Raw genomic sequence first — 25,855 nt, forward strand, 5'->3', positions numbered from 1 at the left:
TTACAACATGAAACGTTATTAGTGATGTGCATGAGTTTTATCAGCGGCATCATCAGTTTTTGCGTCGTTCATCATAGGCATGGCTTTCTGATCCATCGCTCCATGATTCATTTTGCTGTGATCCATTTTCGCCGCTGGCATCTTGGTTATGTCTTTGACGATAAACTCAATCTCAACATCACCTGCATGTTCAAACTTAAGTAAGCTTTTATGAGTCTCGTCAGGAATCATTTGCTCGCTTAAACCAATAAACATGATGTGCAACCCACCAGGCTTCAGCTCAACCGTTTTTCCAGCAGGAATAACGAGACCGCCTTTAGTCTGCTGCATACGCATCACGCCGTTTTCTCCCATGATCATTTCATGGATCTCAACGGCCTCACTGAACGGTGCAGTGCCAGCAAAAAGTCTATCATCCTCTTCGCCATTATTTGTGATCGTCATAAACCCACCAGCGACGGGCGTCATTGGGGGTGTGCTGCGAGTGTATGGAGTCTCGATCGTTAGTTTACCCACTTCAAATGTTTGCGCAGATGCACTGTTAATTAGGCCAAGTGTCAATAGTGTTCCAATAATGAGTGTTTTCATGGTTTTCCAGTCGTAATAATCCAAAGGTGTGAAGGTTTTCACAGGTGTTGTTATTTGATTCGGATTATAAGTAGGGTGGGGCGCGACTAGTGTAAGCAGAAATATGTGGCACAGTGTGTTGATAGAAAGACAATCGATTCTGATCTTCACTGGGGAGCTTTGAAAGTATAATTGTTTCAACTGTTGGCAGTGCCGAATGGCTTAATATATCAGCGAGTTGTAAAGCACTGCAGTGCGTTTGCCAATTTACAACTTGGTCACTTAGCGTTGAAATAGAACGTTTTTCAATGCCATTAATAGTGCAAACGAGTAAGTATTGATTAGCGTTATTGCTAATCAAATGTGGGCTTGTCCAGAAGCTGAGCCAAGGTGTCATTAACATCATGAGGCTGAGCATCAACAGCGCTACTACTCGTTGTTGTTTTTTCTTGGTCAAAATAAAGATCAAAACTACCGTGATTGGGTAACCCTTTTTAAAGTGTTCAGTGCTCCTTTGTCAAGGTTAGTGGTTTTCCCGTGATTTCCAGTTGTCAGTTATTCTCTACCGCAGTCCTTGCCTCTACTTGCTTACTTATCTGTAGAGAAAGACACTGGCTTCATTAAAGATGAAATAATAATTATTAGCCGGCAGAAGGAGTTTGTTTTGGGCTTTTCTTTGGGACATCAAAGTAGTGACAGCGCTTCATACTCTGCGCCAGATCCTATGTTCATATCAGCAGTTTCGGCTATGGCTAAGGGGTTTCCTTGGGAGCGCTTTGAGCGTTTCTTTGAAGCTCGCCCGCTTATAAATGCGAGTGTGAATGATCAGATTTTTTTAATGCGTATTTTAGTTCTACAAGAAATGCTATGTCTTGACGATAAGGGAACGATAAAATGGATAAGAAACCAAATGTACTTGTTTGCTTTTCTGTCTCCGGGTCATAAGCCAAAAATCCCATCTCCAGAGTTGCTGCTTAGCTTTCGAGAAGCATTGAGTAACGCCAATATATTAGAGCCATTCAGGCAGCGCTGCCAAGCGCTAATTGTGAAGCACTCTGACACTAGCTCGTTTCAAAGCCCTAGTTGGTCTTTCAAAGTTGATGATATTTCTGTCAATAGTGACAGCGACGACCTAGCAGCACATTGGGTAACGTGCCCCGCTTGCCAGAGTGCCAAGCTGAGCAATCATACGCCATCTGACGAGTCAGAAGCCTCGGTTGCACCTTGGGCTTCATGCGACCAATGCGGTCATGCATTTAAGGTCTAGTAACTGACTTTCTTAATTGCTTCAATAGCTTGCGCCAATCTTATATTATGGTGTGTATTGTTTTAGTAATTAGGTGGTGATGAGTGAGTTCAGTCGAAGGTACGCTGGTCGAAAAGGTTGTCTTAGTGACTGGCGCAGCAAAACGCATTGGTGCACAAATCGCCAAAACCCTACATGCTGAAGGTGCTTTTGTTGTGATTCACTACCGTGACTCTGCTGACGAGGCGGAAGCATTGGTGTCTCAGCTTAACAACCAAAGGGCGCATTCTGCCACCAGTTATCAGGCCGAACTAGGTAATGTAGCCGCACTTCAGTGTATGGTTGCAGATGTGATTACATTAACCGGACGTTTGGATGTGTTGGTTAATAATGCATCTGGATTCTACCCAACACCTATCGGTGAAATCCAGGAGCAAGATTGGCAGCAGTTATTAGACAGTAACCTTAAGGGGCCGTTGTTTCTTTCTCAAGCGGCAGCTCCTTACTTAAAAAAGTCTAAGGGTTGTATTGTTAATATGGTTGATATTCATGCAGATAGGCCTATTGCTAATCATAGTGTCTATTGTGCGGCTAAAGCAGGGTTAGTGATGTTAACGAAGTCGCTAGCGACTGATCTTGGCCCAGATGTTAGAGTCAATGCCGTTGCTGCAGGTGCAATTATTTGGCCAGAAGCAATGGGAAGTAATCAGTCTGATGAGATCGTCTCACGTATAGCGTTAAAGCGTCGAGGGGAGTTGGGAGATATAGCAGACACCGTACTATTTTTGGTTAATCGAGCCAGCTATATTACGGGGCAAATTATTACAGTTGATGGTGGAAGAACAGTACAACAATAAAATTCCCATCAAAAATTAAAATATGGTCATACATTCCATCGGTGATGTCTTGGTATTGATGTTTTTAATGGTGCTATACTGCACAAGCAAAAATGGTCGATAGCAGGCTTGGGGAGAGTATGAACAAAATAACTATAGTTGAATCTAATGAAGTCTGAATTAAAAACGTGTCTAAAAAGTCTTACGCTAAGTATCGGTTTATTGCTTGGAGCGAGCAGTTCAGTTCAGGCCGAAAGTTATAATTTGAATCTTCGAGATGGTGACCTTCAGGCTTTTGTTAGCTTGATATCAACAGCAACGGGCAAAAACTTCGTTCTTGATAAACAAGTTCGTGGCCAAAAAATAACGATTGTTACTGGCCGTGAAATTGATGAAGACGAACTCTATAAGTTGTTTTTATCAGTGCTTCAGGTACATGGTTTAGCGGCTGTAGAAGCAGGTGGAATCACCAAAATCATTCCAGCGAACAAATCAAAATATCAAGCAGTACCCGTAGTAGAAGAGCGAACGGGTATTCCTGAAATAGATAAAAAAATCATAAAAAGAGAGCCTGATGCTTTAGTTACAAAGGTAATTAAAGCAGAACATGTACCTGTTGCTAATATGGTACCTATCTTACGCCCAATGATTTCTCCGACAGGGCACCTTCAAGGTTACACGCCTAGTAATAGTATTGTTGTTACAGACACAATTGCTAACATTGATAAAGTGACCAAACTTGTGCGTCGTATGGATACGCCTGATCAAGATGAAATGGAAGTTGTTATCCTTCGATTTGCATCAGCGGCTGAGCTTGTGAAAACCATACAAGCCTTACAAGGTACGACTCAACAGAAAGGTGTTGTTGCTAAATATAAAGTGTCTGCGGACACCAGAACTAATAGTTTACTAGTCAGTGGTAGTTCGTCTGGCCGCAAGCAAGTTAAAGATATCGTTCGTCGCTTAGACCGACCAAAAATTAAAACGGCAGAGGAGTCAACGCAAGTTGTTTATCTGCGTTATGCAAAAGCGGAAGATTTAGCAAAGGTGTTGACCACAACAACTGCTAATACCGTGAGCGCTGAAGCGACTGCTAAAGGCGGTGCGGGTACGCAAAAAGCAAAAGTAACCATTACTGCAGACGACTCAACGAACGCATTGATTATTACTGCTGAGCCAGATGTGCATAGAAATTTGGCGGAAGTGATCAAGCGACTAGATATTCGCCGTGCTCAAGTTATGGTTGAAGCCGTTATTGCAGAAGTATCCTTAGGTCTGTCTCATGAACTAGGCTTGCAGTTAGGTTCTTATGATCCTGACGGTGGTTCAGGTTTATTATCATCTGGTTTTGATAATAGTAGTTTCTCTGTCGCTAATGCTTTGAGTGGAACATTCCCAACTACGTCAGGTTTATTGCTTGGCATAGGTGGTGGAACTATTGGTAATTCTCAGTGGGGAGCTGTATTAAATGCGCTTCAAGGAGATGTTTCTTCAAATATCCTATCTACTCCAACAATTGTAACGATGGATAATGTTGAAGCGAGTATGGTGGTGGGTCAGAATGTTCCGTTTGTGACAGGAACAACCACGAGTGACAGCACAGATAATCCTTTTCAGACGATTGAAAGAAAGGATGTCGGTATAACGCTTAAGGTAACGCCGCAGATTAATGCTGGCAGTAGCATCATGATGAACCTGGAGCAGGAAGTATCTTCGATCTCAGAAAGCTCGGTTGCGACAGATGTTATAACTAATACGCGTTCGTTTACGACGCAGGTCATGGTCGAAGACGGGCAGATGCTTGTTATTGGTGGTCTTATCGAAGACAAGTACGATGACAATATGCAAAAAGTACCAATCTTGGGTGATTTACCTTTTATTGGTAAAGCCTTTAGAAGTACTACAAGAACTAAAACTCAACAAAACTTGATGGTGTTTATCCATCCTGTGATTATGCGTGATGTATTAAGTGCGGATAGTTACACGTTAGAAAAATACAATGATATTCGCGGTATTCAACGAAATAGTGACCTGACTAGTCGTGGCACAGGGGATATTAGAGCGAAACAGTTCCCTGATAATCCTAACTCATTATTAGCACAGGGTGCAGTGACAGAACGCCAACAGCAGTTGCAGAGTTACGCTGAAGAAACTCAGCGACAGTCAAATACGCAAACGCATAGTTATAATGGTAATGCCGCACCGCAAGTTCGACGTGCAACTAAGCCATTAACGACTCAGCAACGACAGCAAATTGCTAAGCAACGTGAGCGTGAACAGCGCCTTGCGGTTGAAGCTAAGCGCCGACGTGCTGTGCAAATAAATCAAGAAAGAGTCGCTGCTAATCAGCGTCGTCGTGATGCTGTTACGCGTCAGAATCAGTTGCGTGAACAGCAGGCTAGACAAAGAGCAGCTCAAGCGAATAACTAAGGGTTAATAAAAATGAGTGAGATTATTGACCCAGTTGAAGCTTCAGATGTTGACCTTGTTGTTGACGTAGTCGACTTCCCCTATATATTTGCTAAACGCAATGGGGTTGTATTGGATGAAACGGATGAGGGTGAGCCAGTCGTGTACTTCCGCGATAAGCTGACACCGTCTGTAGCAAACGAAGTATGTCGTTTCCTAGGTAAAAAAATTGCCTTTAAGCCACTAGAAAAAGAAGCGTTTGATTCATTGTTAGGTCGTCACTATGATAATAGTGGTAGCGGCGCACGTGCAATGATGGATGACATGGGTGATGATTTTGATCTCAATGATGTCGCGGACTCAATGCCTGAAGCGGAAGATTTGCTTGAGTCGGAAGATGATGCGCCAATTATACGATTGATTAATGCGTTATTGAGTCAGGCGATTAAAGAAGGTGCTTCGGATATTCATATCGAAACCTATGAAAACCGTATGTTGGTTCGAATGCGCGTTGACGGTACATTACGTGAAGTACTTGAGCCACCAAGAGCCATGGCGCCTTTGATTATTTCGCGCCTCAAAGTAATGGCTAAATTAGACATTGCTGAAAAGCGTGTTCCTCAGGATGGTCGCATCTCTCTTAGACTTGCTGGTCGACCTGTTGACGTTCGTGTTTCTACGCTGCCATCAAGCTATAACGAACGTATCGTGTTGCGTTTGCTGGATAAAAAAGCAGGGCGTTTAAACCTAAAGCATTTAGGGATGGAAGAGGCAACTGAGAAGCGTCTCAAAACCATGATCCAAAAGCCACATGGCATCATTTTGGTCACAGGTCCAACTGGTTCGGGTAAAACAACAACGCTCTACGCTTCTCTAACTGACTTAAACGAAACCAGCCGTAACATCATGACTGTTGAAGATCCTATCGAGTACTATCTTGATGGGATTGGGCAAACTCAAGTGAACTCGAAAGTTGATATGAGTTTTGCGCGAGGGTTACGTGCGATTCTTCGTCAAGATCCTGATGTTGTGATGATCGGTGAAATACGTGATGTTGAGACGGCTGAGATTGCGGTACAAGCATCACTAACGGGTCACTTGGTATTTTCAACATTACATACTAATACTGCAGTTGGCGCGGTAACACGTTTACGAGATATGGGTGTTGAGCCATACTTGTTGTCGTCTAGTTTGATTGCAGTGATCGCTCAGCGTCTTGTTCGTTTATTATGTGACGCGTGTAAAGTTCCTTATCAGCCAACCAAAGAAGAAGAAGCGATTCTTGGTTTGCCTGATGTTCATAACCATACAATTTACCATGGTGGTGGCTGTGCGGTGTGTAACCAATCTGGTTATATCGGACGTAATGGTATTTACGAATTAGTGGAAGTTAATGACGCTGTAAGAAACCTTATCCATCAGGGTGCTAGTGAAATTGAGCTAGAGCGTGTTGCTCGCCAAACATCACCGAGTATTCGTCATGATGGCGCTAGGCTTATTCTGGAAGGGAGAACCTCTTTAGAAGAAGTGCTTCGTGTCACTCGTGAAGAGTTACAAGACTAAATGCCAGCATTTGAATATAAGGCATTAACTGCCAAGGGCCAAGAAGAGACTGGCATTTTAGAAGCTGATACTTCTAAGCAGGTTCGACAGGTCTTACGCGAAGGTAATCTGACGCCACTAAGTGTAGAGCGCGTTGAGAAACGTGAATCAGCGGGTGGTGACGGTAAGGTTAAAGCGCGACGTGCTGGCACAATTAAGCCTGCTGAGCTTGCGCTTATTACGCGTCAATTAGCTACTTTGATTTCTTCTGGCTCACCGCTAGAAGAAGCGTTAGGAATGACAGCAAAGCAAAGTGAACGTCGTAGTTTGAGGCATGTAATGTCTGCAGTGCGCTCACGAGTCATGGAAGGCCATAGTTTTGCCTCCAGTCTTACAACATTCCCATCTGTTTTCTCAAGTATGTTCACCTCGACGGTGGCAGCTGGAGAGCAGTCTGGTCATTTGGATGCCGTGTTAGATCGCTTAGCTGATTACACGGAGTCACGCCAAGAAATTCAACAAAAAATGAATTCAGCACTGGTTTATCCAGTCATCCTTGTGATTGTTTCAGTGGCTATTGTTGCGGGACTGCTTGTATTTATCGTACCTAAAATTGTACGTGTTTTTGAAAGTATGAATAAGGAAGTGCCGCCCTTAACTCAATTTATGATTAATGCGAGTGACTTTTTAAGTGCTTATGGATTGCATCTAATTATTGGAATTTTTGGCAGTTACTTACTTTTAAAGCAATTAATAAAAATACCAAAGTGGAAGTTCCGTTGGCATAAGCTGATGTTAAAACTTCCGATCATCAAGAAAATAGTACGAAGTGCTAATACCGGCCGGTTTGCGCGTACGCTTAGTATTCTCGCTTCAAGTGGTGTGCCGATTTTAGATGCTATGGCGATTTCATCAAAAGTTGTTGAAAACATGCCTATGCGTCAGGCTGTTGATGAGGCTGCATTAAAAGTACGTGAAGGAACACCTATTCACAAAGCACTTGAGCAGTCAGGTTACTTTCCACCAATGACGGTTTATTTGATTGCTAGTGGTGAGAAAAGTGGCAAGCTAGACGAAATGCTGGAGCGATCAGCAGTTCAACAAGAGCGTGAAACAGATGGTTTGGTGACTTCAATGCTGAGCTTATTTGAACCTATTTTAATCCTGGTCATGGGTATCGTTGTATTATTAATCGTAATGTCTATTATGTTGCCGATTTTAAATTTGAACGATCTCGGTGTGTAGGCTACTAAGAGTCATCTATTAATAATAATTTACGGAGAATGTAATGAAATCTTTTTTGACAGGTTTATGTTTACTACTGGCTTTAATGGGCGGATCAGGCGCTGTGTTAGCTAAAGATAGTACAACTAAAGCGGGGACTGTGACTAAAGCCGATTTTAAAAATACGGTTGTGAATTTAAACAAAGCTGATGCGAATACTTTAAGTTATTACTTGAAAGGTGTTGGCCCAGCTAAAGCTAAAGCAATTGTTGATTATCGTAAAGCTAATGGTAATTTCTCGAGCCTTGATGATCTTATGAAAGTTACGGGCATCGGTGCGGCGACATTTAAGGGCCTAAAGTCTAACGTTTCACTCTCACGTGGTGAGTCATCAGCGCCTAAGACTGCGGCATCTAAGCGTAGCACGACTTCTTCGAGTACGAAGAACAGCACTGCTGCTAAGTCTTCTGCAAGTGACTCTAAGTCTGACTCTACAAAGTCTAGCGCTAGTAAGTTAGATGATAAGTCTTCAAAAGACACTGCTAAAGATGATAAAGCTTCAAAAAGTAAGTCTAGCTCTATGAAGTCAGATAGCGAGTCGAAGAGCAGTAAATCTAGTACTACTAAATCATCTAGCAAGCCAAAAAAAGAGTCAAAGAAGTCGGTAGCCAAATGTACTACTGCTAAAGAAAAAGCTTCAAAAGCATGCAAGACAACTAAGTCAAAAAGCAAAACGACTAAGAAAGAAAAAGAGACATCAAGCAAGTCTAAGAGCACAAGTAAGTCTGATAAAAAGTAAGACTGTTTGCTAGATCCGTGTGTTAATCGGAAAAATGCAACGTATTAGCCAGATAGCCATTAGGTTGTCTGGCTTTTTTTTGCATGCTTGATTAAGGTATGATTAGCATAATCATTTATTAAAATAAGCGGATCACTATGAAAATATTAGTAACAGGCGGTGCTGGCTACATTGGCTCACACACTTGTATTGAGTTACTCGGATCGGGTTACACACCTGTGGTATACGATAACTTATCGAACAGCTCCACTGTTGCACTTGATCGCGTAGAGCAGATCACAGGGCAATCTGTTACTTTTGTTGACGGCGATATTCGTGACGCTGCAAAGCTTAAGCAGACAATCAAAGAGCACAGTATTGACGCAGTCATTCATTTTGCTGGTTTAAAAGCCGTAGGTGAGTCGGTCGCTAAGCCAATCATGTATTACGATAACAATGTTTCAGGCAGTGTGACGTTACTAGAAGCAATGGCTGAGTGTAATGTTAAAAAAATCATTTTCAGTTCATCTGCGACAGTTTACGGTGACCCTGCATCCGTGCCGATATTAGAAGATTTTCCTGTTAGCACAACCAACCCTTACGGTCAGTCAAAGCTGATGGTTGAGGAAATCATGCGTGATGTGTATACATCGGATAACGACTGGAATATTTCTTTATTGCGCTATTTCAATCCAGTAGGCGCTCACGAAAGTGGTCTGATTGGTGAAGATCCAAGTGATATCCCTAATAACCTGATGCCTTTTGTGTCAGGTGTTGCGGTAGGTCGTTATGAAAAATTATCTGTATTTGGTGATGATTATCCAACAGAAGACGGTACGGGCGTACGTGACTATATCCATGTTGTAGATTTGGCTAAAGGTCATGTTAAAGCACTACAGGCTTTCGATAACCCAGAAGTAGATAACTTATTTACGGTTAATTTGGGTACAGGTAAAGGTTTCTCTGTGCTTGAAATGGTAAATGCTTTTGCTGCAGCTTCATCAAAAGAAGTGGCTTACCAAATTGTTGACCGCAGACCTGGCGATATTGCTTGTTGTTACGCTGATACTGCACTTGCTAAAAAGCTATTGGGTTGGACTGCTGAGAAAGACATAAAGGCGATGTGTGAAGATACATGGCGCTGGCAAAGTAATAACCCAAATGGTTATAGAAGTTAAGAAGCTTTAAAAGAGTGGTAGCGACTGAGTTCAGTTAGTCGCTACCACCAAGATTGATCTGAAAAAAATCATAAAAATAAAAGTACAAACAGGAAAATCTGTAATGAAAATTAAATACCTATTAGTGTTGCCGTTGGTGCTTGCACTGTCGGGATGTAGCTTGTTTGATAAAAAAGCCGACAAAGACACGACCAATGCTCAAGATGTTCAAACAATCCAAGCATTAAATCAGGACCTTGTAACAGGAGGTCGATCAAGTGCTACAGACTTTGGTTTTGGAGTACCTAGTGTTTCGGGGCGTCCTACAGGCAATAATCCAACAGCTGATTTTGCTTCGCTATCAAAGTCACAAGCAACTATGTTGAGTGAGCAAGATAGACTTGATGTGACTGTGTTTAAAGTGCCTGAGTTGTCTGCTACAGATCTAACGATTGAGACAAATGGTGCTATCTCTTTGCCGCTACTAGGCAGTGTTGTAGTAAGAGGTTTGAGTATTATTCAGGCCGAGCAAAAGATAGCGAGCTTGTTAAGTAAGAACTACATGCAAGACCCTAAAGTCACCATTACTCGTAAAGAACAAGCGTTTAAACGTGTAACGGTTGAAGGCGCAGTACGTACACCAGGCGTGTACCCAATCACTGGCCGAATGACATTCTTGCAGGCAATTGCATTGTCACAGGGCTTAACAGATTTGGCTAATGATAAGGCTGTTATCGTCTTTAGAAATGGTCGTCAGTATGGTGTGAACTTGGATCTAATCCGACGCGGTAAAGCACCTGACCCGATTCTTCAGAATGATGATCGTATCGTGGTATTGAAATCTGACAACAAAGTACTTGAGCAAAAAGTAATTAATTACTTACCTGCATTGTTATCACCTTTCTCACTGCTTCAGTAAGACTAAAGTCAGCTCGTGACTTAAAAATCACGAGTTGACACTTTTTAGTTACTGGATACTGATGTGTATCTCATGACGTCTTAGCGCAGGCACAGCATAAGGAGAGTCATAAATGACAGATCTAGGTGCTGAGGTTGCTTGTAGCTCGTTACGGGCTATCCACTGGTTGAGTGCAGTAGTCTGGCGACTAATTAAGCTTTCACTTTTGTAGCCACTAAACTTAACAACAGCTGTTCTCAAGCGTGGCAATACTTTGAAAGTAATCGACGCATCTGATGGTTTTGGTAGCGTTCCTAAGTTGTATGACTCAGGCATCGCAACTGAAATCACCCATGTGTCATCGATATATTCTTCAAAATAGGGCAGTGTTAACTCGACTTTAGGCTTCTTCTTTTCATCAGTCACCAAGACCGGTGCATTAAGAGAGATTGTTTGTTTAGCGAGGTTATTACCGGAAACGTAACTTGTTAGGCGGTCATAGCCAGTGCGTGTAGCTTTACCGTAGTTACCACTCACAGCTGTTTGGGCAATAATCACTGGCTCGTAAAGGCGCACCTCATAATTTCCCTCAATACTTAAGGTCGAAAATAGAGCTTCTTCGCCGGTACGTTGGCTAATGACACCACAACCGATGAGTAGACTACTTGTTGTAATTAATGCAATTAACGCGTATTTCATGATTATTTCCGAATTAAAAAATAAATTAGCTACTCTGAGATTGTCTTTGACGATCGCAGTAAATCGCTAAGCCTTTCAAAAATTGTCTGAGTGTATGGTCATTACACTCTCTAAAATGTTTGTGACCCTCTGTACGAAATAGAGCGCTTAGCTTATGACGGGATAAACGAATATCGCCATAGTCAAAAACAACCAGCATTTCGTCTTCGTACATTTCCATCGCAATACGCAGTTTCTTGATGGTTTTATTATTGTTGATAGCTTCATTTGGAGCCACTTCCGCAGGCTTACCACCACGACGGTGAACAATGAGTCCATTCAAGAAATGAGCAAACTCTTTATCAGGAAAGATTACTCGTGTCTCATCAGAGTCTTTTCGAGAGAATTTCTTTACTGCTTCTTCATCGCATGTGTATAAGCCATCGGCGAATATTTTTACGGTGGTTGCATCGTCTAATTCAAGTGCGTAACGAATTCTGCGAAAAGCTTCGTTATTTAGCATAGGGTCTACCAGTGTGTTAGTTCAGAATCGGATATTAGCATAAAATAGTTTGAGCTTTACCTGCTTAACCGTGAGATTTATAGTTATTTACACTAGTGATTGTGGATTACTAATATCACATCAAATTTTGTTGTTATAAACTGTGTGTTACTTGTACATAGATGAGGATATGACTGTTGGGACAGATCATTGCAATTATGCTGGGCGGCGCAATAGGTGCCGTATCTCGTTATGGTGTTTCACAATTGATGGCTGCTTCTTTTGGTCGTTCTTTTCCTTATGGGACGCTCACGGTTAATGTGCTTGGTTCTTTTTTGATGGGGTATCTTAGTATTTACTTCATGAATAAAGTAAATCTTGACCCCATGATTCGACTCACCGTATTGGTTGGGTTTCTTGGCGCATTTACCACCTTTTCAACCTTTTCTATGGATACCTTAAATTTGATTCAGTCTGGTTTTGTTACTAAGGCTTTTTTAAATATCTTATTAAACGTCACATGCAGCCTGACAGCTGTTTGGGTCGGGGTTATACTAGCCCGCTAAATCACTCTCTTTGAAATGACGGTTTTAAAATAATCATGCTTGATATCAAACTACTAAGAAATAATATTGACGATGTTGCGGCGCAGCTTTTGCGACGTGGTTACACTTTAGATGTAGAGGCTTTTAATGCACTAGAGTCTCAACGAAAGTCAGTTCAGAAATTGACACAAGCACTTCAAGGTGAAAGAAATACTCGCTCCAAAGCGATCGGTAAGGCTCGTGCAAGTGGTGAAGATATTCAGCCTCTGCTCGATGAAGTTGCTGATATGGGCGACAAGCTTAAAGCAGGCGAACAGGAGTTAGGTGAGATCCAAGCTCAAATAGATTCATTGGTTAATGCGATGCCAAATCTGTTAGATGAGTCTGTTCCAGTGGGAAAGAGCGAAGATGATAACGTTGAAGTTTCAACATGGGGCGAACCTACTAGCTTTGACTTTGAAGCGTTAGACCATGTTGCACTTGGTGAGCGTCACAACTGGATGGACTTTGCAGCGGCAAGTAAGCTGACAGGTTCTCGTTTTGTCGTGCTACATCAAAAAATGGCTCGACTGCACCGTGCACTTATTCAGTTTATGTTAGATACGCATACTGCGGAGCATGGCTACCAAGAAGTTTACGTGCCTTACCTTGTGAATGAAGATAGCTTGTTTGGAACAGGGCAGTTACCGAAATTCTCAGAAGATTTGTTCAAGCTTGAAGGCGAACAAAATTACTATTTGATTCCAACAGCAGAAGTACCTGTTACTAACTTGCTACGAGATGAGATTGTAGATGAGTCGGTATTGCCATTACAGTTTACAGCTCACACACCGTGCTTTAGATCAGAGGCAGGTTCTTACGGCCGTGATACTCGCGGATTAATTCGTCAGCACCAGTTTGAAAAAGTTGAAATGCTGCACTTTGTTAAACCTGATGACTCTTGGGCTGCGTTAGAGCGTCTGAGAGGTCATGCAGAAGCTATTTTGCAAAAATTAGAGTTACCTTATCGCGTTGTGTCATTGTGTAGTGGCGATACTGGTTTCTCAGCGGCTAAGACCTATGACTTAGAGGTTTGGCTTCCTGGTCAGCAAGCGTTCCGTGAAATTTCATCTTGCTCAAACGCAGTTGATTTTCAATCACGTCGTATGCAGGCCCGTTTCCGTAATAGTGAAACAGGTAAGCCAGAGTTGTTACATACGTTGAATGGTTCTGGTTTGGCAGTTGGACGTACACTGGTTGCTGTTGTTGAGAACTATCAACAAGCTGATGGCAGCATTCGTGTTCCTGATGTTTTGAAGCCCTATATGGGGGGCGTTGAGCTTCTAGATTAAGGCTTTGTATTAAGACTACATATACTGGCTCAAAACTAGTATATGTGGTTCTGGCGATAAATGAAAAAATATAAAAACACTTTAAAAACAATATCTTAAATCGCCCTGCGTTTTATCCTTCGGTCGGATAAAGTTTGCGCTAACTTGTGTAATAGCGTTCCAACGTTTATATTGATAGCAACTATAAAAATAATACTAAGGGAGAATATTTCTCTTAACATTAGGAAAATATGATGTTATCAAAGCACATACTCAAAGTGCAGTCAGGTTTCTCGCTAATAGAAATTTTGATTTCGCTCGTTGTTTTATCTATAGGTCTACTAGGGCTTGGTGGATTACAACTGACCTCACTTAAAAGTGCCAATAATGCACATTTTAGAACAGCTGCGAGCATTGCTGCGACAGAGCTTGCGGACCGTATGCGCCTCAATCCTTCAGCAGTAGCAAATGCACTGTATGAACAAGAAGTGGACAGGGCGGTTTGTAGCACAACAGATACGACTAAGTCGTGTGATGGCGATAACGTATGCTCAACAACAGAAGCAGCTGCTTATGACTTGAAGATGTCTGGTTGTGGTCGCACTCAAGGTAGTGAGCGTAGCGGTGGTGTTTTTTATCAGCTTCCAAACTCAACGCTAGCAATAAACTGTGGAACAGTCGCATGCGAAGCCGGCGTTGAACACACAATAAATATTGGGTGGAATGAAGTCGACGATGACGACGAAGGAACTGAAGTTCAAGCTAGAAGCTACGAACTAAACTTTATCCCTTAAAAATAACAATAAAATAGAGTGGAGTAGAGTGCTATGCGTCAGCAAGCAAGTCTTCGCAGGAATGCCGGTTTATCATTAATCGAATTAATGGTTTCAATGGTTATAGGTTTGTTCTTAATTGGCGGCCTAGTCAATGTTTACATAAGCACCAAAGGTACAGACAGTATTCGTACTGAGGTTACAGCAATGGAAGAAAGTGCACGAATAGCGCTTGCTTCAATCCGACAAATAGTCAGTCATGCTGGTTATCCATCAATGCGTAACCTGCATCTTGATGCGCCGTTTTATGCCGAAACAGATGATATTCCCAACCCTGATTGCCGTGGAGGTAGTGAAACATTAGTTTCGTCTTCGGCCTCTAGTATTAATATTCTAAATAAAAAGACTGAACAAATTGGCGGATCAACTGGAGCAAAACGTGATGCGGTTGTTGTAATCAGTATTGCCGATAGCCCTAATGAACCGCTTGCTGGACAAATTCTGAAAGACTGCATGGAAGGAGAGATTCCTTTAGCCTGTAGCTCAGATGAAGATGATGGAATGTATACGCCAGCAGACGCAAAACTGTATAGCTACTTGCATATCAGCACAGCTGATGGTGGTCGCGCTTTACGTTGTAAAGGTTCTCGTGGAGGTACACAGCCTTTAGCCGAAAATATTGAAAACATGCAGTTTTTGTATGGCGTTATAAATAATGATGGTAGTTATCAATACCGTAATGCTGAAGCGATTACTGCTAACTCTCAGTGGGGTCTAGTGGTTAGCGTACAAGCCGCTATTTTAGTTAGATCTGAAAAAGAAGTACTAGAAAAATCAGAATCGAAAGTTTTTGTCCTACTAGATGAAGAGATTACCATAGCAGCAGATAAGCGTCTTTATAGGGTATATACCACTTCAATAGTGCTACCGAACAGAGCATTTCGTGAGCTATAAATATGAATAAAAATAAAAATAAAAATAAACAGCTTGGTATGACACTAATAACGTCATTAATGATGTTATTAGTGCTGACTATTCTTGGTGTTACAGCAATGAAAATTTCTACGATGGACTTAATTATTGCAAACAACTATCAAAAGACTTTACAGGTTTACCAAGCGGCAGAGTCTAAAATACAAAAAGATGCTGATTTTTACTGGCTATATCAGTGGATGACAACAGATGTAAACGCGCCTGATGATGATGCGAGAGACATAGTTTCTACATCTGAGATTGTAGATCTTGATAAAGAATATCAGTGTACGCCTAATAATCTTGCGACAAGTCTTGGCCCTGACAGTACGCCGTGTCGCATATTTATGTTTCAAGTTAGAGCATCAATGAAGACCTCCGGTGCAAAAGCGGCTCACTTTCAAGGTGCAGGTAAGCTAACTCCCAATTTGTCTAAGGGAAGTTTCCTAGACTAAGTGGTTATTGTTTGTAATAGGATGATGCTGTCTCCGGTTTTCCTGAAAAATCATGACTAAGCTAGTAACAGATAAAAATAAAAATAAGGTAATTTTTAAAATGATTAAACATAAAAAAAGGACGGCGCTCTTTAAAAGTTGCTTATTGGTGTTTGGCTTACAGCTTAGTGGTGTAGGTTTGGCCGATGATACAGAAATATACTTCTCAGATTCGTTAACCAACGCTGACCCAAATGTCATGTTTGTGCTTGATGTGTCGGGCTCAATGGATGAAGAAGTAGAAAGTTCAGGCAGTACGCGTTTTGAGGCGATGAAGTCAGCGCTTCAAACTGTGGTAAGCAGTGCTTCAAGTTCAGTGAATATTGGGCTTATGAACTACGGTGAATTACCTTATCGTACTGAAGCCCATGGTATTAAGTTTCCGATTACAAACATCGACTCTTTAGCACGTCCCATCGTCGTAGACTCTTTACCTGAGCATGACGATGGTAACCCAGCTTGGGTATACAGTAATTTACATGAGCCCAGTGAGACAATTACCGTTAGAAATTATCTGTCGGAAATGACGGACTGGTATTGGAAAAACTCTTGGTATGAGGTTGAGAAAGAAGGGGACGCTCTTGAGGAAGAGTCTCACAGCGGTGGAACGCCGATAGTAGGTGCTCTATTTGAGGCAGCTATGTATTTCCGTGGTGAAACGGTTACGTTTGGTGAGAGAAATGTTGAAGGGTTAGATGGTAATACAGAGAATGTAGATACCTATGCACACCATAATAATACTTGGGCAGCGCATCCATCGACCTATCATGGTACTCCGATGGGGACAAAGTGCGGTACGACAACCACTAGCAGATTAAATAGAACGACTACTAGTATTCCTGATTGGTATAAGTGTGCAGCAAAGTCGGGAGATCAGGACTCGCCTGGATATTATGAAAACTGCGAGATAAACGAGCAGTGCGAAATACAGACTACAACAGTCACTCAAACCGTCACTGAAACCACCACTGTTTGTGAGAAACAATGGAGCTTGGTGAGGTCTTGTAGTAATAGTGGTCGACGTAATGGTTGTGGTGGTTATTATTGGTCGTATGATGATGTGTGCTCTGATCAAGAAGTGGAAGTAGAAATAGAAGAAGAAATAGAGCAAAATTTTTGCGACTACGAGGTTTGTAATGAAGACCAAGGCTCTGTAGTTGAAGCGGATTATAAAACGCCTATCACTGAAGTTTGTCAGAACAACTATATTGTTCTACTTTCTGATGGACAGCCAACATCTTACGAGTCAAATATATCATCTCGTGGTGGGATATCATTGTCTCTAGTTGAAGGTCCTGTTTATACAGGCTTGAAAGCAGGGACTATTGCACCACTGCTTGATAAATCAGGTGGTGACGAAACGTTTAGTTATGAAGATTGTGAGTCAAATCCTACACCTAGCGGGTTTAAAAGCGGTATTTGTGGCCCAGAGTTAACACGGTTCTTGGCAGACACAGATAACAGTAACTTAATCGGTAGCCAACCGATTAACACATACGCAATCGGTTTTGGTCTAGGGGATAACCCTGACGCAACGGACTATCTTAAAAGCTTAGTAACTGCAGATGACCCAGATACATCGGAGGTTGAAGGTTTCTTCTCTGTTGAAGACGAAGTGGCTTTGTCAGGTGCTTTTGCGGAAATATTAGCGAATATTACAGCGAGTACTTCTTCTTATGCATCTCCTGGTTACAGCATAGATATGAAGAACGGTATTCAAAATGAAGACTTCATTTATATTCCTGTGTTTGATAAGCACCTCGCACCTCGCTGGAATGGAAATCTAAAGAAGTTTAAGTTATCGAAAAGTACAGTCGATGGTAAGTCAGTCACCTCTATTACTGACCTTTACGGCAATGTTGCTGTCAATGAGTTGGGTGTATTTGAAGATAGTGCAGTCGACTTTTGGTCAACGGCAACAGAGTCAGTACCAGACGGAAAAGATGTAGAGAAAGGTGGTATTTCTGAGTTGATCAATCCTGTTAGTCGAACTGTTTTAACGGATGTGGCTTGTGGAGCATCTGAGTGTGACTTGTCTGTCGAAGCAAATGAGATTAATGAGACTAATGCTTTAGATGGCGGCTCTCTTACTAGTACATTGTTAGGGCTTGAGACAGGTGCTACAGAAGATGAAAGAAAGAAACTCGTCAACTTTGCCCGCGGCCGTATCTTGGATGTCGAAACTCAAGAGTACGAGTCAGTTCCTCATATTGGTGACATGCTTCACACTGAGCCGGTCATTGTTACTTATCATGAAGACCATGCCACGACAGGCGTTGAGGGTCAGCAAGTCATATATGCAGCTACTAATGAGGGATATCTTCACGCATTTGATACTACCTCTGGTAAAGAGCTGTTCGCGTTCATGCCTGAATCTTTGTTGAAGAACCTCAAGACGCAATACGATAATTCTGATTTAGGTAATCATGCTTACGGTATTGATGGAATCATAACTACATGGGTTCATGATGCTGATGGTGGTGGTATCAGTGCTGCTTCAGGAAGCGAAGATCAGGTAATTCTTTACTTTGGTATGCGCCGAGGTGGTCGAGAGTACTACGCACTTGATGTGACTAGTCCTCATGACCCTAAACTGCTATGGAAAATTGATGGTGCAACAACATCAGGCTTTAGTACTCTAGGTCAAAGCTGGTCTACACCTTACTTAGCAAAGATTCGTGTAGATGCGTCTAGTGCGCCAAGAGAAGTTGCAATCTTCACGGGTGGTTATGACACCAATCAAGATAATGAAGTGACTACGGTCGCTAGAAGTGCAGATACCGTCGGAATGGATATTTTTATCGTCGATGCTAAAACGGGTGAGTTACTTTGGTCTGCTCAAAATGGTGGATCATTAGGTAGTGCATTGAGTAATAAAACACTACTCACTCATAGCATACCGGGTGGCGCACGACTTCTAGATATGAATGAAGATGGTGCAGTTGACCGCATGTACTTCGCTGATACAGGTGGGCAGATATTCCGATTAGAACTTCCAATAGGTCCTACTTACGGCTTTGCTGATGCAAGACTGGTTAAGTTTGCAGACTTAGGTGGTAGTGATATTAACCCTCGGATGTTTTTTAACGAGCCCGATGTTGCGATGTTTACACACCTAGGAAAGAGGTACTTAACTGTTTCGATTGGAAGTGGTTACCGTGCTCATCCTGCGAATAGTGATATAGAAGACCGATTCTATGTTTTGATTGATGGTGCGGTTAATATCCCATTAGAAACAAAATTAAATAGTACTGAGTCTTTTGTTGCGCTGACTGAATCGGCAAACTTAGTGGAGATCACTGCTACTGGAGGTAACTCAATCTCTAGCATTGATGAAGGTACCTTGGAAGATAAGACAATTATGGACGTTGACGGTAAGTCAGGTTGGTACTTTGTCTTACCAGAAGATAGTGAGAAGGTATTGGCAACCAGTGTTACTTCTCAAGGTAATGTTATGTTTACAACATTGGTGCCCGACGCTAATGCTGAAGTTGCGGTAGAAGACTTATGTGAGTCACCACAAACTCAAGGTCGTTATTACTCAATGAATGTACTGACGGGTAATGCGGGAAGTGACTTAAATGGTGATGGAACGATTACTGATTCTGACCTGATGTTGATTATTAGTGAAAATGAAATTCCAGGTTCACCGCAGCAGGTGTTTAATGAGCCGGTGTGTACTTCTGACGCATGTAGCCAATTCGTCGACATTCGTGTTGGTAAAAAGAACTCGGCACTGGAAGAGCATGATGTATCTAAGCTAGAAAGTGTGTTTTGGACAGATCCTACGAAATAATATTAGGATTTGGATTGCACATTTGAATTTCAGAGGGTAACATCTCATCCCTCTTTAGGCGCGTAGCTCAGTTGGTTAGAGCACTACCTTGACATGGTAGGGGTCGGTGGTTCGAATCCACTCGTGCCTACCAGTATTTTGATACTGGTAGATGGAAATTCAAAAAAAGGCATGATTAATTTCATGCCTTTTTTTTTGCTTTTTTTTCAGAGAAAAGCCACTTCTATAGCTATGCGCATATCTGTTATGCGGACTTACACTTTTCCTCACTAGTTGCCTTAACTAGCTATCAAAAAACGCACTGTCGCGGTCATAGCTCACACAGTTAATATTCTTAGAGTCATAGATTAGGTTAACAACTGACTAGTCAGTTAAGAGCAGCATCAGGTGTTAATACCTTTGTATCTGGGTGACCTCGTTTTCACTTCTCAACTTATTATAAAAATTATATTTTTTTGATCGAGATTCAGGGTGTTAGAAGTTTTGGAAAGTTATTATCAGGGGCATGAAGCACTATTTCGATTATTTTTTATGATGTATAATTGATCTAAATAAAAATAAATAAGCTTACAACTAATAAAAAAAGGGGAAAGACCCATGAAAGGTATCGTTTTTACCGAATTTCTAGAAATGGTTGAAGACAAGTTCTCACCAGAAGTGGCAGACAGAATTATTGAAGCATCAGACCTCTCAACGGGTGGTGCTTACACCTCCGTTGGTACTTATCACCATACAGAGCTCATCGAAATGGTCGGACACTTAAGTAATGAGTCTGGTATTGAAGTTGTGCCGCTGGTAAAAGTATTTGGCGAGCATTTGTTTGGTCGTTTCGTTGCTTTGTATCCGAGCTTCTTTGTGGGTGTGGAGTCATGCTTTGACTTTCTAAACCTTATAGAAGGTCACGTACACGTTGAAGTTAGAAAATTATATCCAGATGCTGAGCTACCGACTTTTGGTACAGAGCAGCCAGACCCTTCAGTCCTTGAAATGACTTACCAGTCAAAACGACCATTAGCACCTGTTGCTGAAGGTTTGATTCGTGGTTGTATTGCTTACTACAAAGAAGATATTACTTTGCACGCAGAAGACCTTTCTGGGGGCCAAAATAATCTCGTGAAGTTTACGCTAACAAAAGCTGGAGCTTGAAATGAGTGATGAATTAGCAATACAAGTTAGGCGACTCACCAGAGAGAAAAATGCTCGAAAACAAGCAGAACTACTGTTGGAGCAAAAAAGTCTAGAGTTATATAGCGCAAATAAAGAGCTAACAAATTTTGCTAACTCATTGGAAGAGCAAATACAGACCCGGACCAAAGAGCTAGAAGAAGCACGTGATAATGCCTTGGCTGCTAGTCGCTCTAAGACAACGTTTTTAAGCACCATGAGTCATGAAATCCGTACGCCTATGAACGGCATTATCGGTATGGCTAACTTGCTTCTAGACACAGGGCTGACACACGAGCAAAAAAACCAAGCAGCGGTGATTCTATCTTCTTCAGAGTCACTGCTGTCTATCATCAATGATATTTTAGATTTGTCGAAGCTTGAAGCCGGCAAATTCGAAATCTTTAATCGACCGTTTAATCTTAGCGAGTTGCTATTAGATATTTTCAACTCGATGGCCATTACAGCCGCTAACAAAGAACTGCAGCTGTTATGTCAGTCTGACCAAGGCGTGCCGCAAGATCTCATTGGTGACCCTTTCCGTCTACGCCAGATATTGATCAACTTGTTGGGTAACTCGTTAAAGTTTACTGATACTGGTTATGTCGACTTGCAAGTTAAGTTGGTGAAAAAAGAAGGCGATAAAGTTTCGATACGCTTTGAAATTCATGACACTGGTTGTGGTATTGATGAAGAGTCGCAAAAAACATTATTCACACCATTTTCTCAAGGCAAATATGATCAAACTAACCCTCAAGGTACGGGTTTAGGGTTGTCAATTTCTCGACGCTTAGCAACCTTGATGAAGGGTGATGTTGGCTTATACAGTACGCTGGGTGAAGGGAGTTGTTTTTGGGTAGAAATGCCGATGATGATTGCCGACTCTAAGCACACTGAAAAAAGGCTGGATGCTAGTTATGTGCTGTATGAAGGTAATAAGCTGATTCATCCAGTGATTGCCCGTCAGTTCGAGGCGTTGGGCGGTAAGTTAACGTTAGCAGATAGCATAGAACAACTCATCGCCTGGCATCAGGATGAGAAGAAACCATTTGATCGTTTTATCATAGACTTTGAAAGTATCGACTATGATCAGAGAGTCGCTTTATATAATCATTTTCAAGTGGCTGATGACTCCGAAAACTGGTTGTTCATTCGTCGAATTAACGAGCCAAGCTGTCCACTAACTGAGCTAATTCAGCAAATGGGGATAGACAGTTTCATTAAGCCAATCACTCAAGACAAGTTTTATGAGCACCTTCGCAACACTGGTGGTGTAGTGACAAGTATCGATGTGCCAGAAGAGGTTGTCGAGAAGGCCTGGTATGAAAAAGTGCCGGGTGACGATCATCACATCTTGTTAGTTGACGATAATGCGGTGAATAGAATGGTCGCAACGGCACTATTAAAGAAGTGTGGGTTTAAAATCAGTACGGCAAATGATGGTATAGAAGGTGTTGAGGCTTGTGAAAAAGAGGACTTCAGTCTAGTGCTCATGGATATTCAAATGCCACGAATGGGTGGTATTGAAGCCATGCAAAAGATTCGCGAAATGATGAAAGACTCTGGACGAGTGATGCCACCGATGATTGCGTTAACGGCTAATGCAATGGAAGGGGCGTCTGAAGAGTATATGTCGAAAGGGATGGATGATTATCTTACCAAGCCTATCGATCAGGATAAACTTGGTAAGACATTAGTGCACTGGTTAGACCAGCGTTAATGATTACTTCTGAGCTAAGGTTGGCTTGCTCTTGATGAGCGGGCCAAGTGCTTTATAAGCAATAGACTCTAAGATAATACCATTAGTATTAGCCGTAAGCGCTTTATTTGGCTTACCAGACTTCTCGTAACGACCCGAATACCAGCCCTTATCAACATCATGCAATGTGCTTGCAACAGCCATTAGCTTCTTTGTGTAGTCCGTCTCATACAGTGCGTGCCAACCAAAGGCTGCTTTAGTACTTAGACTTTTGAACTCACTCGCATCTTTGCCATCTTCCGTAATCGTATTCCACTCTTTACCATCGGTAAATACCGTGTTGTAAACGAAGTAGGGCGCTTGATCGATGTTGTCCTCACTCACAGCCGTTAATATCCCAGTATCCTTGTAGCGAGCTTCCTGTACAGCATAAACGCGGTTGGCGAACTGCTTTGAGATCTGGTCCCAACCAAACTCAAGACCATCCAAAATGTAAGGCTCACTTACCACGTAGTTGTGTGCAGTAAACTCTTCAGGACGACGACTATCAGTGGCGATATCGATACCGTAGATGTTGATGTACTTCAACCAAGACTGGTAATCCAACGCTTCATTAACGTCATAACCCATCAACTGCATAGATTTTGCCGCGTACTCTTCATAACCTAAACGACCTTCTTGAAGCATGGTCGTTTTGTTCTTTTCACGAAGAGCACCAAATAAGCTACCTTTGTCGACCATTGCTGCAAGGTCCCACTTATCAACAACCGACTGTACTTCCTGATGAAACTCAGGGTACTGCCAAACCAAAATGTTGATAGGCACCATAAGACGACCAATATCAATTGCAGACCAACCAATCCCTTTTGGCGTCGGCTTGTTAGTGTAGTCAACCATCGCCAAACTAATCGTGTTGTATGACTTATTGGGTAGTTTGCCATCGTAAAGCGGCAACTCCGCAAGTGATGTTAATAGCTTGCGCGTACGTTGACTGAACTCTTCTTTAGGAATGATATCAAGTCGGTAAGCCGAGATTAGCCCCATCAAATAGGAAGAGGTATCCCAAAGCGTAGAGGCGTTGTACTGGTTAGCCGAGTTAACCATGCCCGTTTCTTCAATGGTATTGTTCTCAAAATACTTCCAAGCAATGTTGGCCCATTCTCGCTCTTCAGCGGTGATGGCACGTTGCTTAGGTATTTCAATCTCTACTTCATTCTTCACAGCTGAGCGTGAAGCAACACGGTTATCAAAGTTCATGTTTTCCATGGTGATGACAATACCAAAGGCTGTCAATAACGCCAGTATGAAAACAATATGCCCCCGAGCACGTATTATATTTGTTTTTAAGCTCATGTTGTTTCTCGCATAATTGGTTGTTCTGTAAAGACGCTCTCTGTCGTCTCTTCTTTAGCTTCTACTTCTGCACTTTCCTCTTCTTCAGACGGTCTCCATAGTGCCGCTAATACAATGCCACTTAGTGCAACTATATTGTTCAAGCCCCAAAAAGTATTAAGGAGTACACCGTCGAATGAGTAGCCAGTTTTTCCTGTCGACACTTGCCACCAAGCAAACAAAATACCCAGTGAGGTCAGTCCGATAATGGTTAATTGTGGAATCAGAAGATGTAAGAAATTTCCTTCTTGCCGATCTTTTGGTGTGACTGGAAAGCTGATTTTTTCGCCTTTCATAACTGTCCAAATTGCCCGAAGGTTATTGGAGAAGAAGGAGAGGTAACTAGCTTTGGAGCTATAGCCCGCAATCCCCCAGCAACCCACCATAAAGGCCAGTTCATTCATGATTAAGAATGGCAAAATATGCGCATAGAAATCGAATGAAAATGCGGTAACAGGCGCGATAGCGAAGAATAAATAGATGAGTGGTGCGCAAAGGAAAATGAAGTTCCAAATACCACCAATGTACGACCAGATCGTTGTCGCATACATAAGGCGCTGCGGCATGCTCATGCCTTTACGAAATACTGGGTTATCGTTTTTAGCAATATCCAATGTGCCACCAGCGTACTTGAAACGCTGTATTGTCCAAGTCAGTAAGTCTTGTGGCGAGAGCATTTTAGACTCTACTTCTGGGTGCATGACCGACTTCCAATCACGGCCTTCATCTGTATGTAGCACGATAGACGTATAAATATCTTCAGATACATGGAAACGGTAAGGCGTGAACTCATTATCCTGTAATACTTGATGCTTTAAGCTAGCCTCAGCCACAGGGTCGAGTTTATCTTCACCTGTAATCTTAATGATCTTTTGACTGTTATCTTGAATCTCTTTATCAATGGACTCAGCGTAGGCTTTAAGTGCCGCTTCCATAACGGCCTCACGACGATGGATGGAGCCAGCCCCACAACAGAACGATGCATTACACCAGTTACGCCGGCGTTGAATCACATCGTAAAACATCTTCGGGTCATTAACGAAAGGGTCTTCACCAAACTTTACTGGGCCGATAATCTTTTCAATAAACGAACCGACTTTTCGACCGGGCGTTGAAAAGCGCTTATCTAACTTATCAGTCAGTGAGTGGCCTTCTGGTAAATCAAAGAACCACTGAGGTGTTTGAACCCACGCGACATTAGGGTCTCGAAAATAACCCAGTGTGTGTTCGATAATAGTAGGAAAGGGGCGAGTGTCAGCATCACAAATAACGATGAAATCACCGCTTGTCTGCTCCATTGCATTTCGCAAGTTACCGGCTTTAAAGCCGATATTACTGTCACGAGTAATGTAATTTACGCCTTCTTCTTCCGCTACTAAGCGCATCGCATCACGTTTTCCATCATCTAAGACAGAAATTAGGATGTCGATATTATGAGGGTAGGTGACTTTTTTAGCGTCTCTGATACTAAGACGAACCAGCTCTGGGTCTTCGTCGTAGCTAGGAAAATACATATCGATTTTTAGAGGGCGATCCTCTTGGGGCGTGTAACTAGTCACGTCACTAAGTAACACTGGTGGCTTTTGCTTTGGTGTATCTTCTACCTTCCACAAATTGAAGGTGAAAAAGCACAGTCCAATAAAGGCACCGGTTTCAGCGATAACGAGTGGTATGGCATACCAAAGAGCGTCTAAGTTTAGAGATGAAGTCCATCGCCATGAAATATACCAAATACCTAAGACTAGATTGATAATAGCTAGATATTGCCATAACAGTTCACGGTTAGGTGAGTGTTCTAGTGGCGGTTCTGGCTTTCGATGCTCGAACTTTTCAAAATAAAAGCTCATAGTCGTTACCTTGTTTTTTTTATTTA

The 25,855-nt window shown here is 42.1% G+C and carries 22 protein-coding genes and 1 tRNA gene; 17 read left to right on the forward strand and 6 right to left on the reverse strand.

Annotated elements, in window-relative coordinates:
* Positions 1-18: 18 nt before the first annotated feature.
* Both DKT75_RS04265 and DKT75_RS04270 read right to left on the reverse strand, forming a co-directional pair.
* Positions 19-588 carry a copper chaperone PCu(A)C gene (locus DKT75_RS04265; protein ID WP_109822191.1) on the reverse strand — a complete coding sequence of 190 codons (570 nt, stop codon included), beginning with the start codon at positions 586-588 and terminating at the stop codon, positions 19-21.
* A gap of 64 nt (positions 589-652) precedes the next feature.
* Positions 653-1,024 (reverse strand): hypothetical protein, encoded by a 372-nt coding sequence (locus DKT75_RS04270; RefSeq protein ID WP_146201316.1) that lies wholly within the window; start codon positions 1,022-1,024, stop codon positions 653-655.
* Positions 1,025-1,231: 207 nt separating this feature from the next.
* Between DKT75_RS04270 and DKT75_RS04275 the strand changes: the two genes are divergently transcribed.
* From DKT75_RS04275 to DKT75_RS04310, 8 genes are all read left to right on the forward strand, one after another.
* On the forward strand, positions 1,232-1,834 hold the full coding sequence (locus tag DKT75_RS04275; RefSeq protein WP_109822193.1) for a hypothetical protein: 603 nt from the start codon (positions 1,232-1,234) through the stop codon (positions 1,832-1,834).
* A gap of 83 nt (positions 1,835-1,917) precedes the next feature.
* Positions 1,918-2,670: a pteridine reductase gene (locus DKT75_RS04280; protein ID WP_211665156.1), complete on the forward strand. Its 753-nt coding sequence runs from the start codon at positions 1,918-1,920 to the stop codon at positions 2,668-2,670.
* 147 nt (positions 2,671-2,817) lie between these two features.
* Positions 2,818-5,079 carry a type II secretion system secretin GspD gene (gene gspD / locus DKT75_RS04285; protein WP_109822194.1) on the forward strand — a complete coding sequence of 754 codons (2,262 nt, stop codon included), beginning with the start codon at positions 2,818-2,820 and terminating at the stop codon, positions 5,077-5,079.
* 12 nt (positions 5,080-5,091) lie between these two features.
* Positions 5,092-6,621, forward strand: a complete 1,530-nt coding sequence (gspE, locus tag DKT75_RS04290) for a type II secretion system ATPase GspE (protein WP_109822195.1) — start codon at positions 5,092-5,094, stop codon at positions 6,619-6,621.
* Positions 6,622-7,845: a type II secretion system inner membrane protein GspF gene (gspF, locus tag DKT75_RS04295; RefSeq protein ID WP_109822196.1), complete on the forward strand. Its 1,224-nt coding sequence runs from the start codon at positions 6,622-6,624 to the stop codon at positions 7,843-7,845.
* Between the two features lie 43 nt (positions 7,846-7,888).
* The gene (locus DKT75_RS04300) at positions 7,889-8,623 is read left to right on the forward strand and encodes a ComEA family DNA-binding protein (protein ID WP_109822197.1); all 735 of its coding nucleotides are present in this window, start codon (positions 7,889-7,891) and stop codon (positions 8,621-8,623) included.
* Positions 8,624-8,754: 131 nt separating this feature from the next.
* The gene (gene galE / locus DKT75_RS04305; RefSeq protein WP_211665166.1) at positions 8,755-9,780 is read left to right on the forward strand and encodes a UDP-glucose 4-epimerase GalE; all 1,026 of its coding nucleotides are present in this window, start codon (positions 8,755-8,757) and stop codon (positions 9,778-9,780) included.
* Between the two features lie 103 nt (positions 9,781-9,883).
* Entirely contained in the window at positions 9,884-10,678 is a 795-nt protein-coding gene (locus DKT75_RS04310; RefSeq protein ID WP_109822199.1) for a polysaccharide biosynthesis/export family protein, read from the forward strand.
* A 48-nt stretch (positions 10,679-10,726) separates the two neighbouring features.
* Here the strand turns inward: DKT75_RS04310 and DKT75_RS04315 are convergent, their stop codons facing one another.
* Positions 10,727-11,356 (reverse strand): SOUL family heme-binding protein, encoded by a 630-nt coding sequence (locus DKT75_RS04315; protein WP_109822200.1) that lies wholly within the window; start codon positions 11,354-11,356, stop codon positions 10,727-10,729.
* Positions 11,357-11,381: 25 nt separating this feature from the next.
* Positions 11,382-11,858, reverse strand: coding sequence for a YehS family protein (locus tag DKT75_RS04320; protein ID WP_109822201.1), 477 nt, complete (start codon positions 11,856-11,858; stop codon positions 11,382-11,384).
* Between the two features lie 176 nt (positions 11,859-12,034).
* On the opposite strand from DKT75_RS04320, the gene crcB reads away from it, so the two are divergent.
* The 9 genes from crcB (at position 12,035) to DKT75_RS04365 (ending at position 22,611) form a co-directional block, all read left to right on the forward strand.
* Positions 12,035-12,403: a fluoride efflux transporter CrcB gene (gene crcB / locus DKT75_RS04325; RefSeq protein ID WP_109822202.1), complete on the forward strand. Its 369-nt coding sequence runs from the start codon at positions 12,035-12,037 to the stop codon at positions 12,401-12,403.
* Positions 12,404-12,438: 35 nt separating this feature from the next.
* Positions 12,439-13,713, forward strand: coding sequence for a serine--tRNA ligase (gene serS, locus DKT75_RS04330; protein ID WP_109822203.1), 1,275 nt, complete (start codon positions 12,439-12,441; stop codon positions 13,711-13,713).
* A gap of 233 nt (positions 13,714-13,946) precedes the next feature.
* On the forward strand, positions 13,947-14,486 hold the full coding sequence (pilV, locus tag DKT75_RS04335) for a type IV pilus modification protein PilV (RefSeq protein WP_158278793.1): 540 nt from the start codon (positions 13,947-13,949) through the stop codon (positions 14,484-14,486).
* 33 nt (positions 14,487-14,519) lie between these two features.
* On the forward strand, positions 14,520-15,419 hold the full coding sequence (locus DKT75_RS04340) for a PilW family protein (protein ID WP_109822283.1): 900 nt from the start codon (positions 14,520-14,522) through the stop codon (positions 15,417-15,419).
* 2 nt (positions 15,420-15,421) lie between these two features.
* Positions 15,422-15,892 carry a pilus assembly PilX family protein gene (locus DKT75_RS04345; RefSeq protein ID WP_109822205.1) on the forward strand — a complete coding sequence of 157 codons (471 nt, stop codon included), beginning with the start codon at positions 15,422-15,424 and terminating at the stop codon, positions 15,890-15,892.
* Positions 15,893-15,992: 100 nt separating this feature from the next.
* On the forward strand, positions 15,993-19,727 hold the full coding sequence (locus DKT75_RS04350; protein WP_158278794.1) for a PilC/PilY family type IV pilus protein: 3,735 nt from the start codon (positions 15,993-15,995) through the stop codon (positions 19,725-19,727).
* A gap of 56 nt (positions 19,728-19,783) precedes the next feature.
* Positions 19,784-19,860, forward strand: a tRNA-Val gene (locus DKT75_RS04355).
* Positions 19,861-20,324: 464 nt separating this feature from the next.
* A complete protein-coding gene (locus tag DKT75_RS04360) occupies positions 20,325-20,873 on the forward strand; it encodes a heme NO-binding domain-containing protein (RefSeq protein WP_109822207.1) in 549 nt (182 codons plus the stop codon).
* Between the two features lies 1 nt (position 20,874).
* Positions 20,875-22,611: an ATP-binding protein gene (locus DKT75_RS04365; RefSeq protein ID WP_109822208.1), complete on the forward strand. Its 1,737-nt coding sequence runs from the start codon at positions 20,875-20,877 to the stop codon at positions 22,609-22,611.
* Between the two features lie 3 nt (positions 22,612-22,614).
* On the opposite strand, the gene DKT75_RS04370 is transcribed toward DKT75_RS04365, so the two are convergent.
* Both DKT75_RS04370 and DKT75_RS04375 read right to left on the reverse strand, forming a co-directional pair.
* Positions 22,615-23,943 carry a DUF3131 domain-containing protein gene (locus DKT75_RS04370; RefSeq protein WP_109822209.1) on the reverse strand — a complete coding sequence of 443 codons (1,329 nt, stop codon included), beginning with the start codon at positions 23,941-23,943 and terminating at the stop codon, positions 22,615-22,617.
* Complete coding sequence (locus DKT75_RS04375; RefSeq protein ID WP_109822210.1) at positions 23,940-25,829, reverse strand: glycosyltransferase family 2 protein; 1,890 nt, start codon at positions 25,827-25,829, stop codon at positions 23,940-23,942. The genes DKT75_RS04370 and DKT75_RS04375 overlap by 4 nt, the downstream gene beginning before the upstream one ends.
* Positions 25,830-25,855 lie beyond the last annotated feature (26 nt).

It is taken from the genome of Leucothrix arctica (assembly GCF_003172895.1).
Classification (GTDB): domain Bacteria; phylum Pseudomonadota; class Gammaproteobacteria; order Thiotrichales; family Thiotrichaceae; genus Leucothrix; species Leucothrix arctica.

Bases quoted from the DNA above. Each gene is read 5' to 3' on its own strand.
- DKT75_RS04265 (WP_109822191.1), bottom strand. From the start codon at position 588: ATGAAAACACTCATTATTGGAACACTATTGACACTTGGCCTAATTAAC.
- gspD (WP_109822194.1), top strand. From the start codon at position 2,818: ATGAAGTCTGAATTAAAAACGTGTCTAAAAAGTCTTACGCTAAGTATC.
- gspE (WP_109822195.1), top strand. From the start codon at position 5,092: ATGAGTGAGATTATTGACCCAGTTGAAGCTTCAGATGTTGACCTTGTT.
- gspF (WP_109822196.1), top strand. From the start codon at position 6,622: ATGCCAGCATTTGAATATAAGGCATTAACTGCCAAGGGCCAAGAAGAG.
- DKT75_RS04300 (WP_109822197.1), top strand. From the start codon at position 7,889: ATGAAATCTTTTTTGACAGGTTTATGTTTACTACTGGCTTTAATGGGC.
- DKT75_RS04310 (WP_109822199.1), top strand. From the start codon at position 9,884: ATGAAAATTAAATACCTATTAGTGTTGCCGTTGGTGCTTGCACTGTCG.
- DKT75_RS04315 (WP_109822200.1), bottom strand. From the start codon at position 11,356: ATGAAATACGCGTTAATTGCATTAATTACAACAAGTAGTCTACTCATC.
- DKT75_RS04320 (WP_109822201.1), bottom strand. From the start codon at position 11,858: ATGCTAAATAACGAAGCTTTTCGCAGAATTCGTTACGCACTTGAATTA.
- serS (WP_109822203.1), top strand. From the start codon at position 12,439: ATGCTTGATATCAAACTACTAAGAAATAATATTGACGATGTTGCGGCG.
- pilV (WP_158278793.1), top strand. From the start codon at position 13,947: ATGTTATCAAAGCACATACTCAAAGTGCAGTCAGGTTTCTCGCTAATA.
- DKT75_RS04340 (WP_109822283.1), top strand. From the start codon at position 14,520: ATGCGTCAGCAAGCAAGTCTTCGCAGGAATGCCGGTTTATCATTAATC.
- DKT75_RS04345 (WP_109822205.1), top strand. From the start codon at position 15,422: ATGAATAAAAATAAAAATAAAAATAAACAGCTTGGTATGACACTAATA.
- DKT75_RS04350 (WP_158278794.1), top strand. From the start codon at position 15,993: ATGATTAAACATAAAAAAAGGACGGCGCTCTTTAAAAGTTGCTTATTG.
- DKT75_RS04360 (WP_109822207.1), top strand. From the start codon at position 20,325: ATGAAAGGTATCGTTTTTACCGAATTTCTAGAAATGGTTGAAGACAAG.
- DKT75_RS04365 (WP_109822208.1), top strand. From the start codon at position 20,875: ATGAGTGATGAATTAGCAATACAAGTTAGGCGACTCACCAGAGAGAAA.
- DKT75_RS04370 (WP_109822209.1), bottom strand. From the start codon at position 23,943: ATGAGCTTAAAAACAAATATAATACGTGCTCGGGGGCATATTGTTTTC.
- DKT75_RS04375 (WP_109822210.1), bottom strand. From the start codon at position 25,829: ATGAGCTTTTATTTTGAAAAGTTCGAGCATCGAAAGCCAGAACCGCCA.